This is a genomic window from Erysipelatoclostridium sp. DFI.2.3 (assembly GCF_019132535.1).
GTDB lineage: Bacteria > Bacillota_I > Bacilli_A > Erysipelotrichales > Erysipelotrichaceae > Clostridium_AQ > Clostridium_AQ innocuum.
Genome location: NZ_JAHOOJ010000003.1, coordinates 164,481 through 182,627 on the forward strand (window position 1 = coordinate 164,481; position 18,147 = coordinate 182,627).

The 18,147-nt window shown below is 44.1% G+C and carries 17 protein-coding genes; 3 read left to right on the plus strand and 14 right to left on the minus strand.

Going from position 1 to position 18,147, the window contains the following annotated elements:
- Positions 1–29 precede the first annotated feature (29 nt).
- The gene (locus tag KSZ58_RS04595; RefSeq protein ID WP_009270545.1) at positions 30–1,643 is read left to right on the plus strand and encodes a collagen-like protein; all 1,614 of its coding nucleotides are present in this window, start codon (positions 30–32) and stop codon (positions 1,641–1,643) included.
- Between the two features lie 85 nt (positions 1,644–1,728).
- On the opposite strand, the gene KSZ58_RS04600 is transcribed toward KSZ58_RS04595, so the two are convergent.
- Together KSZ58_RS04600 and KSZ58_RS04605 are read right to left on the minus strand one after the other, a co-directional pair.
- Positions 1,729–2,049 carry a hypothetical protein gene (locus KSZ58_RS04600; RefSeq protein ID WP_008818645.1) on the minus strand — a complete coding sequence of 107 codons (321 nt, stop codon included), beginning with the start codon at positions 2,047–2,049 and terminating at the stop codon, positions 1,729–1,731.
- 241 nt (positions 2,050–2,290) lie between these two features.
- Complete coding sequence (locus KSZ58_RS04605; protein WP_008818644.1) at positions 2,291–2,665, minus strand: hypothetical protein; 375 nt, start codon at positions 2,663–2,665, stop codon at positions 2,291–2,293.
- A gap of 372 nt (positions 2,666–3,037) precedes the next feature.
- Between KSZ58_RS04605 and KSZ58_RS04610 the strand changes: the two genes are divergently transcribed.
- Both KSZ58_RS04610 and tgt read left to right on the plus strand, forming a co-directional pair.
- Entirely contained in the window at positions 3,038–3,682 is a 645-nt protein-coding gene (locus KSZ58_RS04610; protein ID WP_008818643.1) for a queuosine precursor transporter, read from the plus strand.
- Complete coding sequence (tgt, locus tag KSZ58_RS04615) at positions 3,669–4,889, plus strand: tRNA guanosine(34) transglycosylase Tgt (RefSeq protein ID WP_002605773.1); 1,221 nt, start codon at positions 3,669–3,671, stop codon at positions 4,887–4,889. Before KSZ58_RS04610 ends, tgt begins: the two co-directional genes overlap by 14 nt.
- A 428-nt stretch (positions 4,890–5,317) precedes the next feature.
- Here tgt and KSZ58_RS04620 read toward each other — a convergent pair whose 3' ends face one another.
- The 12 genes from KSZ58_RS04620 to KSZ58_RS04670 form a co-directional block, all read right to left on the minus strand.
- Positions 5,318–5,857, minus strand: coding sequence for a methylated-DNA--[protein]-cysteine S-methyltransferase (locus KSZ58_RS04620; RefSeq protein ID WP_008818642.1), 540 nt, complete (start codon positions 5,855–5,857; stop codon positions 5,318–5,320).
- Positions 5,858–5,957: 100 nt separating this feature from the next.
- Positions 5,958–6,173, minus strand: a complete 216-nt coding sequence (locus KSZ58_RS22545; RefSeq protein ID WP_308125103.1) for a GyrI-like domain-containing protein — start codon at positions 6,171–6,173, stop codon at positions 5,958–5,960.
- Positions 6,163–6,825, minus strand: coding sequence for an AraC family transcriptional regulator (locus tag KSZ58_RS04625; protein WP_233104366.1), 663 nt, complete (start codon positions 6,823–6,825; stop codon positions 6,163–6,165). The genes KSZ58_RS22545 and KSZ58_RS04625 overlap by 11 nt, the downstream gene beginning before the upstream one ends.
- A 41-nt stretch (positions 6,826–6,866) precedes the next feature.
- Positions 6,867–7,949 (minus strand): C45 family peptidase, encoded by a 1,083-nt coding sequence (locus tag KSZ58_RS04630; protein ID WP_217752622.1) that lies wholly within the window; start codon positions 7,947–7,949, stop codon positions 6,867–6,869.
- Between the two features lie 333 nt (positions 7,950–8,282).
- Positions 8,283–8,687 (minus strand): 30S ribosomal protein S9, encoded by a 405-nt coding sequence (rpsI, locus tag KSZ58_RS04635; protein WP_002605777.1) that lies wholly within the window; start codon positions 8,685–8,687, stop codon positions 8,283–8,285.
- A gap of 12 nt (positions 8,688–8,699) precedes the next feature.
- The gene (gene rplM / locus KSZ58_RS04640) at positions 8,700–9,137 is read right to left on the minus strand and encodes a 50S ribosomal protein L13 (RefSeq protein WP_002605778.1); all 438 of its coding nucleotides are present in this window, start codon (positions 9,135–9,137) and stop codon (positions 8,700–8,702) included.
- A 485-nt stretch (positions 9,138–9,622) separates the two neighbouring features.
- Positions 9,623–10,486: a DegV family protein gene (locus KSZ58_RS04645; protein ID WP_002605779.1), complete on the minus strand. Its 864-nt coding sequence runs from the start codon at positions 10,484–10,486 to the stop codon at positions 9,623–9,625.
- 180 nt (positions 10,487–10,666) lie between these two features.
- Positions 10,667–12,526 carry an ABC transporter ATP-binding protein gene (locus KSZ58_RS04650; protein ID WP_009270546.1) on the minus strand — a complete coding sequence of 620 codons (1,860 nt, stop codon included), beginning with the start codon at positions 12,524–12,526 and terminating at the stop codon, positions 10,667–10,669.
- Positions 12,526–14,250 carry an ABC transporter ATP-binding protein gene (locus KSZ58_RS04655; RefSeq protein WP_009270547.1) on the minus strand — a complete coding sequence of 575 codons (1,725 nt, stop codon included), beginning with the start codon at positions 14,248–14,250 and terminating at the stop codon, positions 12,526–12,528. The genes KSZ58_RS04650 and KSZ58_RS04655 overlap by 1 nt, the downstream gene beginning before the upstream one ends.
- A 31-nt stretch (positions 14,251–14,281) precedes the next feature.
- Positions 14,282–14,710, minus strand: coding sequence for a MarR family winged helix-turn-helix transcriptional regulator (locus KSZ58_RS04660; protein ID WP_008816725.1), 429 nt, complete (start codon positions 14,708–14,710; stop codon positions 14,282–14,284).
- A gap of 811 nt (positions 14,711–15,521) precedes the next feature.
- Positions 15,522–15,662 (minus strand): hypothetical protein, encoded by a 141-nt coding sequence (locus tag KSZ58_RS04665; protein ID WP_009588799.1) that lies wholly within the window; start codon positions 15,660–15,662, stop codon positions 15,522–15,524.
- 229 nt (positions 15,663–15,891) lie between these two features.
- Complete coding sequence (locus KSZ58_RS04670; protein WP_008816724.1) at positions 15,892–17,895, minus strand: FtsX-like permease family protein; 2,004 nt, start codon at positions 17,893–17,895, stop codon at positions 15,892–15,894.
- Positions 17,896–18,147: the final 252 nt, after the last annotated feature.

The following is an 18,147-nucleotide window of genomic DNA, read 5'->3' on the forward strand; positions in this document are numbered from 1 at the left end:
CGACATAACATAGACTGGAGGTGAAGAATATGCTGAAGATGCTGGAGGATACTGGGATTACAGGTCCTACCGGGCCTACAGGTCCCACTGGACCGACAGGTCCGCGAGGTATTACAGGAAGCACAGGAGCAAACGGCGCTACAGGTATCAGTGGTGCGACGGGGCCTACTGGTGCTAATGGAAGTACAGGTCCTACCGGAGCACGAGGTGCAACAGGACCAAATGGTGCAACGGGCGAAACAGGACCGAAAGGCACAACCGGTGCGACAGGGTTAACAGGAGCGACAGGAATCAGCGGTGCGACGGGGCCTACTGGCGCGAACGGAACAGCAGGACCAACAGGTTCCAGAGGCAATACAGGACCAACAGGAGCAACTGGAAACACCGGTATACAGGGAGCTACCGGAGCTACGGGAGAGAATGGAGCAACGGGGGCTACAGGGGCAAGTGGTGAACCTGGTTTACCAGGAGCGAGCGGACCTACAGGTGCAACCGGAAACACAGGACCGACTGGAAGTGATGGAGCGACAGGTGCAACCGGAGAAACCGGGGCAGCAGGCAGCACAGGCGCGACAGGCGCAACGGGCGCGGATGGCGTTAGCGGGCCCACAGGGGCAACCGGCAATACAGGTCCTACTGGGGCCATTGGTGTTACAGGACCGATTGGAGCAACCGGACAAAACGGAGAAGCAGGACCGACAGGTCCTGCTGGCAATACCGGAGTTACGGGTGCCACCGGGGATACAGGTCCTACGGGAAATACCGGAGCGACTGGCAATGATGGAAATACTGGAGCAACCGGAGCGACCGGCAATACAGGAGCTGATGGCATACAGGGATCTACAGGTCCCATCGGGCCCACAGGTTCAACCGGAGCAACTGGAATAACCGGAGCGACCGGGATAAGTGGTATAACAGGCGCAGACGGAGCTACAGGTCCTACCGGGGCCACAGGCAGCACAGGCGCGAACGGCATCACAGGACCGACAGGTGCAACCGGCAGCACGGGAGCTACAGGACTTTCCGGCATACAGGGTGCCACAGGAGCGACCGGTAATACAGGAGCCAATGGAAGCACGGGACCGACTGGTCCAACGGGAGCTACAGGCTCTATCGGTAATACCGGGGCAACTGGTACTAACGGAGTCACAGGCGCAACCGGACCACAGGGTAATACCGGTGTAACCGGAGCCAATGGAATTGCCGGACCAACAGGAGCAACCGGTAGCACGGGGGCGACCGCAACAGCGCAAAATGGACAATTTTCTGTCAATGCATCGTCCATATCCAGCAACTCTCTCATTACATTTTCTACTGCATTTATCAACGGAACAACTATTTCAGCAGCAAGTACAACTGCAATCAATCTGAGTGCCGGACATGTCTATCAGGTTTCTTTTTTGGTAAAAGCATCTGTAACTGTAGCAGGTGCAATCGGTGTTACACCTCAGCTAAACGGTGTTTCCCAAACAGGCTTTGCGACAAGCGCCAACGCTACATTAACGGCACCAACAGTAAGTGTCAGCGGAACATTTCTTGTAAATACGCTGATTAGTGCAGATGTTCAGGTCTCTTTCCTATATACATCTTCACTGCTTGCAAACTCTCCATCTGGTGTCTTCAGTATTTTACAGATACAGTAGCTTTACCAAATTCATTGCTATTATAAAACTCCCGGACACTGTGCATGTTGACAGCAATCCGGGAGTATTTATACAGTAAATAAATTTACAATGAAAACAGGTGTGCCAAAATCGCGATAACCTCGCCCAGCATGGTTGACATAATCAGCATAGGTAGTCCAGATTTCTTGTCCTCCTTGGATACGATGATAATCATGGGAAGAGCCAGTATTCCGCCAATCAGCCCTCCCTTTATCCACCATACCACATGAAACAACTCTGTATTCAATATGATAAACGGCAAGGTGAAATAAAATACAAATGCCGATGCTATTGAATACTTATCCAGCTTCATTTTCACCATGGGCAGAATATCTACTGCCCCGACTGCAATACCTAACATACAGGTTATAAAAAATTTGTCCATACATCCTCCTTATTTTCCTACATCTTATTAGACGGTAAATTTCTTTTATTGTGACAGTCTTTCATCAATTTATTTCACCGGCTTCAGAATTTTCATTTTACTTATTCAGCAATTATGAAAAAGGATGAAAAAGTCAGAATCTTTCACACAGGAAAAGGTTCCTGTTCTATTGTGTTTTCAATAGATCAGAAACCTTTTTCCTGCCCTACTTATGGTTTCAGACAAATCAAATTGCTGCTCTTTACTTATCTCTCACTGCTTTGAGAAGCTCATCCTTTTTCTCCAGAATATAGGCAGCCGCTGTACATGCAGGACAATCGCAGTATAGCGCTCCCTGCTGTTTGATTTCCTTTGCATGCTCCGCTACCTGAACTGCCTTCTCTTCACCAAATATCTGCTTTCCCTGATTTGATTCTGCCAGCGCAATCAAATCCTGAATAGTGACAATATCTTCCTCCAGTTCTTTCATATACGCCTGAGTTACCTCCTCAATGCGCTGTGTGCCTACCGCATCAAGCCATGTCTGAGCCGCAGCCCTTGCTTCTGCACTGCAAGTAACAGAATTCATAAGCTCCTTTGTTTTTTCTGTGATAGCATTCATCAATTCTTGTTTCATAACAATACCCTCTTTCCTATGTATACCTTCATTATACATGCTTCCTTTGCGAATGTCATTTTCCAAGTTTAAAAATCTAATTATTCTGTCAGGCTTCTTCTATAAGAATACCTCACCATATATAGAACCCGCCACTTTTCAAATAAGGCCAAAGTCATTGTTCTGCATATAAATTAACCGTTGTAATGAGAACACACACATTGGCATGAAAACTTACGTGCTCCTGCGAACTTCCACAGATAGCATCCCTGTAAGGTCCTTTCATTTTTTTAATTCTAATTCTACATCACTAACATAAAACGATAGTAATCTAACCGTATCGATCTGTATTCAATAGTTCGCATTCTAAAAAAATTATGTTATAATACTTCCATGTCAAATTTTAAACTCAGGCTTTTAATCTATTTCGCAACGATTTCTGCGAGTACGCTGTTAATTTCAAATTTAGCAGCAGTAAAGCTATGGAATTTTTTTGGTATTGCAGTTGATGGAGGTGTCGTAGTATTTCCGATCACTTATATTATCGGAGATTTGATTGTTGAATTTTATGGAAAAAAGATTGCCAAAAATATTATTCTAGCTGGTTTCTTTATTAATATACTTGCGATTATCGTGTTTTATATAGTAATCGCGCTTCCTCCTTATGAAGGATGGACAATGCAAGCTGCTATGGCAAGTGTTTTGGGATTTACTCCCCGCATTATTATCGGTTCGCTGACAGCATATGTTTGTTCAAATTTCCTGAACAATTATATATTCACAAGATTAAAAAACGGAAACGGATTTTTCGCTTCCAGCTTTATCGCGCGTGCGCTGGGCTCTTCAGCCTTTGCGCATATTATTGATTGTGTCATATTTGAGACAATTGCATTTATCGGCGTCCTTACTTTTCAGGAGTTTCTTGCACAGGCAGTATTCGCCTATGTTCTGGGAATCGGCTTTGAAATTGTATTCTCACCGATAGAAGCATTCATAGCAAACTTATTAAGAGGTAAGATAACAGATGACAAACTATAAAAATAACAATACATTCAGCTTTGAAATAATAAAGCGGATACCAGGCAAGCTTGGCCGTGCCGGTATTATTCATACACCCCATGGGGATATCAAGACACCGGCATTTATGAGTGTTGGTACAAAGGGTGAAGTGAAATTTGTATCTATGGAGGATTTGTACCTGATACAGGCGCAGGCTATGCTGAGTAACGGATACCACTTGCGTAATGCCTCCTTTGAAATTGCTGAAAACGGCGGACTTGCGTCATGGTCCGGCTGGAACGGACCTACGCTGACAGATTCCGGAGGTTTTCAGGTTATGTCTCTGGGATCCGGTATGGGAAAAGTAGTCAGTATGAAGCGGGAAAATGATGTCATAAATACAGATCCCAAAGATCGACTTGCACATGTTACAGAGGATGGTGTCAGATTCCATGACCCGTTTACAGATCAGGAGGATTTTATCGGACCTGAGGAATCCATGCAAATCCAATGCCGAATCGGTGCTGATATTCATATGGCCTATGATGAGCTGACATCCCTTGCGGACAGTTATGAATATAATGTTGAGGCTTTGGCCCGTACAGAGCGCTGGGCAATCCGTAGTATAAATGAACACAAAAAGCACTGTGATGATCTTGGATATCATCAGTCACTTTATGGTGTTCTACAGGGTGGACGCTGGGAGGACCTGCGCCGCTCAACCGCTAAAAGATTTGCTGAAATGGATTTTGATGGTTATGGTCTCGGCGGTGCTTTTCTAAAGGAAAGCCTTGGTGACATATTGCGCTGGTGCTGTGAAGAGCTTCCGGAAACCAAGCCGCGGCATCTGCTTGGTCTTTCCCATCCTGACGATATTCTGATTGGTACAGAAATGGGTGCAGATACCTTTGATTGTGTTGCGCCAACCCGTGAAGCAAGGCATGGAAAGCTGTATACAAAGCATGGCCCTATCAAGCTGTCAAAGTTTACAGACAGTCCGCTTCTGCTGGATGAGAACTGTGACTGCCCAACCTGTCAAGCCGGATGGACGCGCGGAGAGCTTCGTGCATTGTGGAAATCCGGAAGCACAGAGGGTAAGCACAAATATTTCAACCTTGCTACTCTGCATAATCTACGCTTTATTATTCGCCTTACAGAGAATACAAGACAGGCAATTCTGGAGGATCGGTTTGCGGAATTCAAGGAAGCTTTCTTAAAATGCTATTATCCGCAAAGCGAAAAATAAACGAAAAGGACTATATACGAATCATTAATGAGACCGTATATAATCCTTTTTTTTCTGCTCTGAAAACTCAAATATGCAGGCGTCTGTATTTCTACTGCACTACTCATAAAGCCACATATTGTTTCTACAATTCATGTATACAGCATGCTTGTAAGCTTACTCCCAATATAACAATAGCTTTAATAAATGCTTGATTGTATCCGTCATCACCTCATCCGTATACAGAAAGCTTTTCTGAACCTTACGCATACATAAACACATGTGTGTCGGCTTAAAGCAGTAGCAGCCAGTTAGACCATAGCATAGATTATCTCTCCAAAGCAATTACTTTAGGTGAACCTACTGTAAGTTCTATAAGGGCATACAGCATTGGTAGTATATAATCCAGATACACTGTCATTTCGCAGTCTCCAGAGGAAATCTGTCAATCACAGAGCTGTACCTTTTTTCGGAATAAACAGCCTCTTCATATCTGCCCCCTCCAGTGTAAGCAATTTGATTTTCACATCAATTCCTCCTGCATAGCCAGTTAAGCTGCCGTTTGTGCCAACTACACGATGACATGGGATGATAATGGATATCGGGTTATGACCAACAGCACCGCCGACTGCCTGTGCAGACATCTTCGGCTGACCTGTGACAACTGCCATTTTTCTTGCAATATCCCCATAGGTCACCACCTCTCCGTACGGAATCTGACATAAAAGCTTCCACACATTCTGTCGAAATTCTCCACCTTTTGGTAAAAGCGGAAGATTCTCAATCAAAGGTCTTTCACCCGCAAAGTATTTATCCAGCCAAGCTTTAGCGGATAGGAAAACAGGAATATTCTCCCTCGTGATGCATTTTTCAGTCAGTGTGCCGCCATAATATTTCTGACCCTCTAACCATAAACCGATTATGTTATCACCATCTGAAGCCAATGTTATTTTTCCAACGGGCGAAAAATAAGTCGCTTTGTAAAGCATAAGAGTCCTCCCTTCTTATAATTACCACACCATTCACAGACAGGCATATGCGAAAAGCACATTTTTATATGTGTGAATCCATTCCCCTATATAACTGCTTTCATTGTATCGCCACATAAATATCGATTTCTGTATCCGCATCAGCATAACCGTGAAACCGCTCATCATACAGCTCAAAAGAATCTCTGGAAGCAAGCACCTCTTTTGTTGAAAGAATCCATGTTCCCCAGATATAATTAATTGTCTGTGACAGCGTTTGTAAACCACCATGATGGGTAAATACTGCATAACGTCCTTTTTGAATCTTACGGCGCACAAAAGTGTCCGAAATCATATCTGCGGCATTCATCTCGAACCCCCAATACCTCATGAAACTGCATATCCTCATGAATCATGTAATGGGTCAGATTGTCACAGGATTCATAAACGCCAAATCTTCTGCGATTTCTGTATTGCTCCGGAAGCAGCTTGTAAAATGCTTCCCAATGCTCCTTCAGCTCATCCTGATGCAGTGATACTTCGTTACGGATACCTGCAATTTCAATTTCAGGAAGCTCAACAAATTTTGGATGAACATTTATATGCTCCATCAGATGTGTTATTTTTTCATCATTCAGACGCTGCTTTCCTGAGGCAAATGTATGAATACGATTGCTTCGATATGTTGATGGATTCACTTTATATACACTTTTAAATGCACGGCTGAAAGCTTCAGCTGATTCAAAATTATTATCAAGCGCAATCGTAATAATCTTTTCATCTGTGTAAAGAAGCTTTTGCGCAGCATTTGCCAATCTGCGCTTCTTAATATAATTTCCTATACTTTCTCCTAATACCGCAATAAACTGACGATTCAAATGATAATAGGAATAACCGGTAACCTTAGAGACCTCTTCTACACTCAACGCTTCATTTAAATGCTGCTCTATATAAATCACTGCCTGCTCCAGCACTTTTTTATAGTCCATAAGCTGCTCCTTTACAGAGGAATCCATTCAAATATATCCTTCTAATCTGTTTCAACAGCAAGAGCAATGTCCCTTTGCTCCTCCTGTATATCATCTAAAGAATAGCATCTCCAAGTATTTCTTGCAAGACCACCCCAGCATAATTCAATAGTATTGTCAAAAGGGGACAAGATCATACTTTTAGTTGTGCCAAAGCTTTCCCTGTAGTGATGAAAGCACAACCCCTCAGGATAATCGGATAACAGCATTTCCTTTAAGGTATTTCGTGTGATATCCGTTTTATTGGATAATTTCCCTTCGATATATTGATACCGTCGCACGCTGTGCTTAAAGGCACCAGATTCCAAATGCTTATAATCGTCTAAAACCGCATGATTTGTTGTGAATAGCAGTGCTTCCTCAGTCGTGATGCAGCGAATCGCCTTCATACCGGCATAGGTTTGAATCAGAGCGGCATGTTCTTCCTTGTCAAAAATAATCATATTCATGTGAAAGGCAATTGGCATATCCTTTATATACGATAATGCTTCCTGCACATTACGGCAGTTTTCCAAAAGAGCTCTAACAACAATCCAGTATTGCAGTCCCTCTATACAGGGCGTTTTCATATATGGCAAATCCACAACTGGCATACCACAGGAGGTCATGGTGACAGCAAGACCATATTCATTTATGCCATCATCTCGCCCGGCGGTCAGAATAGAGGTTCCCATATGCGTGTATTTTCCCGTAACAGAGGTTTTTATCAAAGTGAAATCCTCAATTTCATCGGAGAACTCAAAATTGCGTGCAAGTAGAGGCTTTTTTTCCTTTGTGATTGAGAAACATACCGCGATTTGTGAACAATTCGGTACCAGATGTGTCATATGATAGAAATATAAATCCTTGGGCTCAACATGAAGTGCATCTGCAATTCCTTTCAATTCATCACATAATCCCGGACACCAGATATCCAATAGACTATTTATTTTTTCTAATCTATTCTGATTCATTTTGTTATTGTGAGATACACACTTTCTCCGCCAAACAGTGTCTTTAGAAATTACGTCTCCAAGACGAAATCCGATTTCATAGCTTGAACCGGTTAGATATAAGGTGCGTGCTGTTGCTTTTGTATACTTCATAGAATCCCTTCCTTTTCAGAACTTTCTTATAGGAATAGTTTAGCAGTATTCTTATTTTTATGCATGATATTTTATGCTATTCTTCGTTTAAAGGTATTCCTTGATTTGTGATGATTAGCAACTGCGTTTTTTAAGATGGAACGAGCTAATGATGAGGCTACTGCATAATTGAATCTTATACCACAGGATACGCAAAAACTCTGCGCAGGCATGCTATCTAACTAGAACCTCCATATCACGCACACACACTCATGCAAACAACAAAAAACCCCATAAAAATGGGGCTTTTGTGAGCACACGTAAGTGTACGTGAGCATAGAAAACAAGTGCTTTCTATCTCTTTGAGAACTGAGGAGCACGACGTGCCGCTTTCAGACCGTATTTCTTACGCTCTTTCATACGGGAATCACGTGTTACAAATCCTGCTGCTTTCAGTGCAGGACGATAATCAGCACTAGCTTCCATTAAAGCACGTGTGATACCGTGACGCATTGCACCAGCCTGACCTGTATAACCTCCACCTTGAACGTTGATTTTAATATCAAACTGACCTAAAGTTTCTGTTAATTCAAGTGGTGAACGAACAACCATACGTAAAGTTTCCAGTGGCAAATACTCGTCTAATGTTTTCCCATTAACAGAGATGTTACCACTACCCGGAGTCATAAAGACACGAGCAACAGAAGTTTTACGGCGTCCTGTACCATTGTAAGTTACTGTATTTTTCTTAGCTGCCATTTCTTATTCCTCCTAACCTTTGATTTTCAGCTCTACTGGTTTCTGAGCTGTGTGTGGATGTTCACTACCTTCGTAAACAAACAGGTGTCTACGCATTTTGTCACCCAGTTTTGTGTGAGGTAACATACCGTAAATAGCTCTTTCGACCCATTCAACCGTATAGTTGTCCTTCATGACACGTGCAGTACGTGTACGAAGTCCTCCTGCATAACCAGAGTGGTTGTAGTATTTTTTAGTGTCCAGCTTGTTTCCTGTAAGCTCGATTTTGTCAGCGTTTGTTACGATAACGAAATCACCACAGTCCACGTTTGGTGTGTAAGTAGGTTTGTGTTTTCCTCTTAATACTGATGCTACTTCTGTAGCTAAACGACCTAATGTCTTACCTGTTCCGTCAACAACGTACCAAGTACGTTCAACTTCAGCAGGTTTTGCAAATGTTGTTTGGCGCATGTTGATATCCTCCTATGTAGTTTCCGGGGCTACAAGGGCATAAGTGCCTAACTAATAGTTTATATTCAAACCGGCTGTAAGTCAACATTTATTTTTCTTTTTTTATCAAAAAATCCATCCTGTACTGCAAAATGTAAGTGGAGTTATCAAAACAATGCTATACCTATCATAAACCCAATCCAGCAAGCATAGAAAATGACAGCCAATGCTAGCTTTCTACATTTTGACAATTACTTAGAATAGTAATATTCAAAGCTGTGTATTCTCCAATATACTTAATCGTCTTTTTCATACGTTTCGCAGCCTGACAAATCCCTGAGTTCTTCAGTCTTTTTTTCTTATCCTAAAGCTATTTCCTTCAAAGGAAGAAATCATTGTATTTACTCGTGTGGTTATACATCGTTGCCAATCTTTGTAAAGCTGCGATATTCCTGATAAAAAACAGAAGCCCACCTAAGTTAGCGTTCTTCTGTTTCTTATGTTAATTAAGCCTCATCCAGTATCTGCACACAGATTCCCAGCGTACCCGGACCGGTATGCACGCCCAGTACAGGAGATACCTGTTTCATGATAAACACATCAGTACCCGGAAGCTTTTTCATAATACAGTCACGAATCTCCTCTGCCATCTCCTGTGCATCCCCGTGCATAATAGCAACATTGTATCGCTTATGTCCCTGCGCAAAATCCAAAGCAAGCTCCTTTGTCTTGGTGATTGACTGCTTTCTTCCGCGAACCTTTGCGACCGTATAATAAATTCCCTCATCATTACAGGAGATGATCGGCTTTAGATTCAAGGCATTTCCAAACAGCGATGCGACCAGACCGATTCTTCCACCCTTTTGCAGGTATTCCAGAGTCTTCACTACAAAGAAAACTTTGCATTGATCAATACCGCGCATCAGCTTGGCTTTTATTTCATCAAAGGACAATCCGTCCTCAATATAGCGGGCTGCCTGAATGGCATGAAATCCGCCGCCAATCGATATGTTTTTCGTATCCATGATGAATACTTCCATATCCTCCAGCTGATCCGCAATCAGATGAATCATATTATTCGTTCCGCTCAGACCGCTGGACAGTGTGATTGCAATTACCTTTTGAAAGCCGTCCGCTCGAATCTGGTCAAAAATTTCTGTTATACGCTCTCCGCTTGGCAGCGAGGTCTTCGGAACCTCCCTTTCCAAGCCCTGATATACCTGCTCCGGTGTAATATCAACACCATCGAGGTATTCCGCATCCTTATATACTACCTTTAACGGGATGACATACATATGGTACTGCTCTACAAATGTCTGCGGGACATCACAGCAGGTATCGACGAGGACAGCAATTTTTTCTTTGTTCATAGGGTTACCTCCGTTTTCTAAAGAATAAAACTAAGTATTCGCATTACATTTACAGTATAACATAATTAAAGTAATTGTACAATCTAGTTTCAATAACTATACTGTACTACTGTTTTCGCAATACCGTAAAGCCTTCAAAAAAAGGTATCCCGTTTTCATGAGATACCTGATTATTCTAAATCAATCCAATTCAAACTGTCCTGTGTATAACTGATAATACCTTCCCTTATCCTCCAGCAGTTCATCATGACTTCCGCGCTCAATGATTTCTCCATGATCCAGAACCATAATTGCATTGGAATTACGCACAGTGGACAGGCGGTGTGCAATCACAAAAACCGTTCGATTTTCCATCAGCCGGTCCATCCCCTTTTCAATCAGCTTCTCTGTACGTGTATCGATCGAGCTGGTTGCCTCATCCAGAATCAGAACCGGCGGATTAGCGATTGCCGCTCTTGCGATAGCAAGCAGCTGCCGCTGTCCCTGAGAAAGATTGGCTCCATCCCCGCTCAGCATCGTGTCATAGCCGTTTGGAAGACGCTTAATGAAGCTGTGTGCATTGGCAAGCTTTGCCGCGTTGATCACATCATCCATATCCGCATGCAAATTACCATAGCGAATATTATCCGCTATCGTTCCGGTAAATAAATGTGTATCCTGCAATACGATGGAAATGGAACGACGCAGGTCATCCTTGTGTATCAGCTTGACATCGATACCGTCATAGGTAATGCTGCCGCTTTCGATGTCGTAAAACCGATTGATCAGATTGGTGATTGTCGTTTTTCCTGCACCGGTACTGCCGACAAATGCAATCTTCTGCCCCGGCTTTGCATACAGATTGATTCCCTTCAGAATTGTGACCCCTGGTTCATAGCCGAAAACGACATCATGAAAGCGCACATCCCCGCGCAGCTCCACAAGCTCTACACTGCCGTCCTCATGCGGATGCCGCCATGCCCAGTGCCCAGTATATTCCTGACATTCCTGCAATCTGCCGGTTTCCAGCTTTCGAACACGGGTCAGGGTAACACGGCCTTCATCCACCTCCTCGCATTCCTCCATCATTTCAAAGATACGCTCCGCTCCGGCCATTGCGGCCAGTATGAAGTTCAGCTGCTGGGTAAACTGATTGATAGGCAGCGCTGTCTGGCGTACATACACCAGATAGGAAGCAAGTGCCCCCAGTCCGATTTCTCCACCAATCGCAAAGAATCCACCGATACATGCGACAATGGCATAATTGAAATAGGAAATGCTGACAACCGTTGGAATCGTTCTGCCGGAATAGGTCAATGCCTCCGTACTCGCCCTGCGCAGACGTTCATTGCGACGTTCAAATTCCTCATAATTTTTCTGTTCATGGTTAAATACCTTAACCACCTTGACACCGTCAACCATCTCCTCAATAAAGCCGTTCAGCTTTCCCATGGCGGCCTGCTGATGTGAAAAATAGTATTTGCTCTTTTTACTGAAATATTGAATCATCAGATACATGATAACCATGAAGAACATAACAATCAGTGACAGCTTCCAGTTCAGCAGAAGGATGGCAAGCAGTGTTCCGGTAATCATGACAAAGCTTTGAATCAGATTATCAAAGCAGTTGTTCAAGGCATCCTGTACCGTATCCAGATCATTGGTAAAATGACTCATGACATCCCCGTGTGTGTTGGTATCGAAGAAGCGAAGGGGGAGCTTTTGCATCTTGGAAAACAAATCCTCCCGAATTTCCTTAACAATGCTCTGCGCCGTATGTGTCATCAGCTGTTTGTATACCGCTGTGCATAAAACTCCTCCTGCATATATAAGTCCCATGAACAGAACCGCCCGCACAAGTCCGTCATAGTCATGAGGAAGAATGTAATTATCAATCAATGGATTCAGCAGATAGGTGCCGTACAGGTTTGCCCCGGCACTGGCAATGACCAGTACACCCACAAGCAGCAGTGCAAATTTATGATTACCCAGATAACGCAGAAAGGTACGTATGGTTTTCTTCATATTCTTCGGCTTTTTGCCTGTAATCTGTTTAGCCATTATAAACCAGCTCCTTCCTGTTGGGAATAGTAAATATCCTGATAGATCGGATCCGATGCAAGCAGCGTATCATGCGTACCGATGGCATGTATTTTCCCATCGTCCAGAATAACGATCTGATCCGCATGCTGAATCGAGGTGACACGCTGTGCGATAATGATTTTCGTTGTATCCTTCAGGGATGCCAGACCTTCCCGGATACTGGCCTCTGTAGCGGTATCGACGGCACTGGTGGAATCATCGAAAATCAGTACCTTCGGACGCTTCAGCAATGCCCGTGCAATACAAAGACGCTGCTTCTGTCCACCGGAAACATTGACACCGCCCTGTCCAAGGTCAGTATCATAGCCCTTGGGAAAGCTGCTGATAAACTCGTCCACGCATGCGATACGGCATGCCCATGCTATATCTGCATCACTGGCCTGTGCGTCACCCCATAACAGATTCTCACGAATCGTCCCGCTGAACAGCGTATTCTTCTGCAGTACCATTCCTACGGCATCACGCAGATGCTCCACCGGATACTCTCGAACATTTCTCCCATCAATGCGAATTTCACCGTCGCTGACATCATAAAGTCGTGGAATCAGCTGTACAAGCGTGGTTTTCGCAGAACCGGTACCACCGAGAATACCGACCGTGCTGCCTTTTTCAATGTGCAGCGTTATATCACTCAAAACGAATTCCTCTGCCTCCTCCCTGTACTTGAAATACACATGATCAAACGCGATATCCCCATGCTGCACAGACGCTGTTGCCTGTGGCAGATCACGGATATCCACCTCCTCGTCCAGCACCTCAAGAATACGCTCACCGCTGGCAATGGATCTTGTCAGCATCAAAAAGACATTGCTGATCATCATCAGAGAATTCAAAATCTGCAATACATAGCTCAGAAATCCGGTCAGCTCTCCCACCTTCATCGTACCGGCAAAAATCATATTCCCGCCGAACCAGATGATACAGACAACCGTGGTATACATAACCAGCTGAAACAGCGGCAGATTCCATACAGAGGTGCGAAATGCGCGTTCACTTGCTGAGCGCAGACTGTCATTGACCTCTTCGAATTTTTCTTCTTCATAGGTACCGCGAACATAGGATTTCACAACGCGGATTGCATTCAGATTTTCCTGTACGATGGTATTTACCTTATCGATGGATGCCTGCATCAGCCGATACAGCGGCCCCACCCTTCGCACGATTACAAACAGCGCTATTCCTAAAACGGGAATCGCAATCAAAAAGACGACGGCAAGCTGGGCATTGATGGTGAAGGTCAGCACCAGTGCGGTCAGCAGCATAACAGGGGATCGTACGATCGGACGAACTCCGTTACTGATTGCTGTCTGCAAAATCGTCACATCACTCGTCAGTCTGGTTATCAGCGAGGATGTGGAAAAATGATCCGTATTCGCAAAGGAAAAGCTCTGCACCTTCGCAAACTCATCCTTTCTCAGCTCTGCACCAAAGCCCTGTCCGGCGGTTGCGGCATATCGGGCATATAGTATCCCAAGCACCAGAGCAATCAATGCACAGGCAATCATCTGCGCTCCCTTTATAAGGATGTAATCCTTATCCGCATTCGCAACACCGATATCAATGATATCCGCCATGATGATCGGTATAATCAATTCAAATACTGTTTCCGCAACAACGCAGAAGCAGCTGATTGCCAGATATTTTTTATATCGGCTCATATAGGGCCACATTCGTTTCAACATCTGTTTTCCTCCTTTTTTCCTTCCTTCATGATCAATCCAGCTGTTTACCAGTCAGATTATGATACATTCTACCCAGATATTCCCGGAACTGTTCCTTTTCCTGTTCACTAAAGCCCTGTAAGGACTCGGCTTCCACCTGATGACAATGTGTTTCCCAAGCCGCCAGTGCCTGTTCTCCCTTAGGCAGTATCTGCATGGACAAAGCCCGCTTATTTGTTTCCACAACGTGGCGCTTCAGCATGTTCTGTTCCTCCAGATTATTGAGAATCCGGGATACAGTCGCACATTCCACATCACAGGCTGCAGCGATTTCCTTCAGCATGCAGTTGCGATTCGCTGCCACATAGCGCAAAACCTTTGGCTGTCCGGGAGATAATCCGAATTCCTGCATATTTTGACGGATTCTGTTTCTCTGTGCATGAAATGTTTTAAACATCATAAAGTGAAATGCAGTTTTCATAGTGCCACCTCCATAATTAGCATCCTAATTATTAGCAACCTAACTATACTGCCCAAACGATCATCTGTCAATAAGTCTTATCTCTGTTTTACAAATGGCACGAGCTAAAATTGCAGGTTGCCTTACATGCCTTTATCCCCCTGCATGTTGCACACAGGTATCCTTTTTCATCCAATGTTGATTTTCAATCACTATGAAATACCAGCTGGCTATTCCTCTAACATTCTCCCTTAAGTGTATTCTGCTTTGATAGCGCAGCTGTGTGCAATGACCTTTTCTTATCAGCTCAGGATTCTCCGCCTCCGCTTCTTTTATGTGCCTGTTTCCGGATGGCTTACCTCATAAAATATCAGAAAGAGGTCCCGATTGCGATGGTTGCATAGCTGTATATCCTGTAGGATATGCCCCATCGTACAGCTTACACGCGCAATCACCACTTCAGAAGGAAAACATTCCTCAAACCGTCACTAAGGATTGCCCTTGATGCACATGCACAGTACAAATCATCACCACTCATAACATTTTCCCCTTTCCTTTTGTTTTCCTTTTTGAAAGGACTTTCTCAAATAAAAATGAAAGCCCCATATCAAAGGGCCATATGATGTTCAGGTTATTTCGGTGTCCAATAGCACCATTCAGGAGGATGCTGAATATCCTTTCAGACACGAGGCTATAAAGGTGAATATTCAATAGAGCGCATGCTTTGGTTGTCCTGATAAGCATGCTAAAAAGGAATCGACTTCATTTGAATGAAATTGATTCCTTATATAATACCAGTATATACTTTACAGTAAACGCCTCTTCTTCCAGATTATCCAACAGTATTGAGTATTCCACAATAGGAGGCATCTGTCACATACATTGCGGCTATCCTTTTACTGTCCTCTGTATCTGTGTATTCCCTCAAAAACCTCTCCACCCGGCGATACCCTGCCTCATAATCTTTCCTCACCTAAGACCTTCCTCTTAGCAAAGTTACCTAAATCCGAAATTTTTTATAAATGTCATCGTACTGCAACCGAATAGAGAATCCGCCTTCTAAGGTATTCTCCGAATTCCACACATGAGCAGAGCGTTCAGGAGCAGCATGAAAGATATCGCATGAATCAGCGTATTGCGCTTAATAGTCGGATGCTGTATCCGTCAAATCAGACAAAGGACTGGGAGCTGCTCCGCTAAGCTTACTGCTTCTTCTGCTTGTGTCTTGGACCCTGCACCGCCATGCGGTATCCGTAATACGTAATCAGGAAATATGTCCCATAAATCAGCAGGACGATACCCGCAGTCATCAGATTTGTTTTCCACATATTCTGCAGTCCAAACAGGAAGGAGAAGGCACCGGATACCACAGGAACACCGACCATAGCATGCACAATGGCAAGGCTGAGCGGCAGCATAAAATATATGGCAATCTGTCCCAGAATGGAATGATCTATCATCCTTTGCGGTGTACCGATTTTACGCAGGATGTCGTAGTTCGATTTGCTGTCATCCGCATCACTCAGCTGCTGAAGTGCCAGAACAGCTGCACTGGAGACAAGGAATACAATGCCCAGATACAGGCCGATGTAAACAAAGAGCATACCGGAGCCGAGAGAGTTTTCCCTGACCTCATCCCGTGTGATTCCGGAATACCGGTAATCCTGCATTCCTGTCTGCCTGGCATAATCCGTGATATTTTTTTCAACCCGCGCTTGATATGCGGAAACCTGCGCCTCCCTGGCAAGATCGATATTCCAGTAGGTCCTGACGGGTGCTTTGGATTGTACAACCGCATCCGGTACAACGACTGCCAGCATGATTTCCGGCATGGGACTGGTGCAGAGAAAGCTGGAGGTTTCCCGGGCGTTTACCAGCTTGAGCTTGTGACCATATACGGATATCGTCTTATGCGCATCACCGACGGCAGTGAGAGCATCCAGAATATCTTCCTTTGCGCTAATGAAGAATGCTTCTTTGTTATGAATGGATACGGGCTTATTTCCCTGTGATTCCATAGCTTTATTGTAGTCGCTCACGGATATATATTCCAAAGGTGCACCGGCATACAGCTTACCGGTATCATAGTCTTCCATAAGCGGAAGAATCGCCTTCAGTGTATCCCTGTCGGTATACACATTCACCCTGTTCCAGCGTTTGGCCTTTTGCACGTTCAGCAGCTGCTTCATAGCTTCTTCGCTTATATTTTCGTCCTGCATGTACGTATACATATACGGTGTCGTCTGATCCACACTGTCAACCAGGCTGTGATGCAGTGAAAAGCCGCAGGACAATGCACCGATAGCAAGCAGCAGCATGAGACAGACGATTCCCATAGAGGTACTTGCAGAGCTGATTTTCGCGTTGATCTGCCGCAAAACAACCATATGCAGGTTGCGGTAATAGGTACGCTTGCTGAGACGGATAAACTGTAACAGAAAGCCGGACAGAGACATAAAGAACAGGATTGTCCCGATACCGCCAATCACCAGAATCGGTACAAGCATGACAGCAAATGTCTGCAGCGAGGATGTTGCCAGATAATAGGCCGTTGCAAGCAGCGTCAGAGAAATCAGCAGAACAAGCACGGACATCCATGGTCTGCGGATTCTTGCCTTTTCCATCTTCTTTTTTGATTGCAGCAGATCAATCAGCTTCACCTTTGCGATCACTCTGGTATTCAACAGCATGATAATAACGAATATCACCGTAAAGGATATACTTGTTGTTATTGCACTCGGTATGGAAAATATTACACGAAAGCTCATCGATACCTGCAGCATTCCAGCGCTGAAGATTCCCAGCAGCTGGGAGCATAGCGCACCCAGCAACAGACCGCTCAGCAGAGAAAGAAATCCGACTGCCATTGTTTCATATACAAGAATTCTGGAGATATCCCGTTTCGGCATTCCCAGCAGCATATAAATTCCAAACTCCTGCTTCCTTCTGCGAATCAGAAAGTTATTCGCATACAGAATCAAAAAAGCCAAAACGATTGCGACAAACACAGACAGTACATTCATAAACTGTCCGACCGTCTTCAGTACGGTTGACTGCGACGTACTCAGATTCAATACCTGCTCCTGAGAGGAAAAGGAATTGAAGGTGTAAAACAGACATACGGAAAACATCAGTGTCATAAAGTAGACAAAATAATCCTTATAGCTTTTCTTTACATTTCGTAAAGCCAATTTTGAAAATTTCATAGCAGCACCTCATCTCTACAGAAATTATAGAAAATTTCACAGAAGTGTGCCATGGATGTCCCTTACATTCACCTTTCATAATTGTAATACAGCAAGCCATCTTTGTAATTTTTCTAATGGATTTTCCCTTTATCCGTGTTTATACGCTTGCCCGGAGGCAGTTGATAGCGCCTGTAAACAGTGGAAAAGTATGCGATGCCGCTATGGTTGCTTCTTACATCAAAAAAAGGGCCCAGATTCACCGTTTGAACG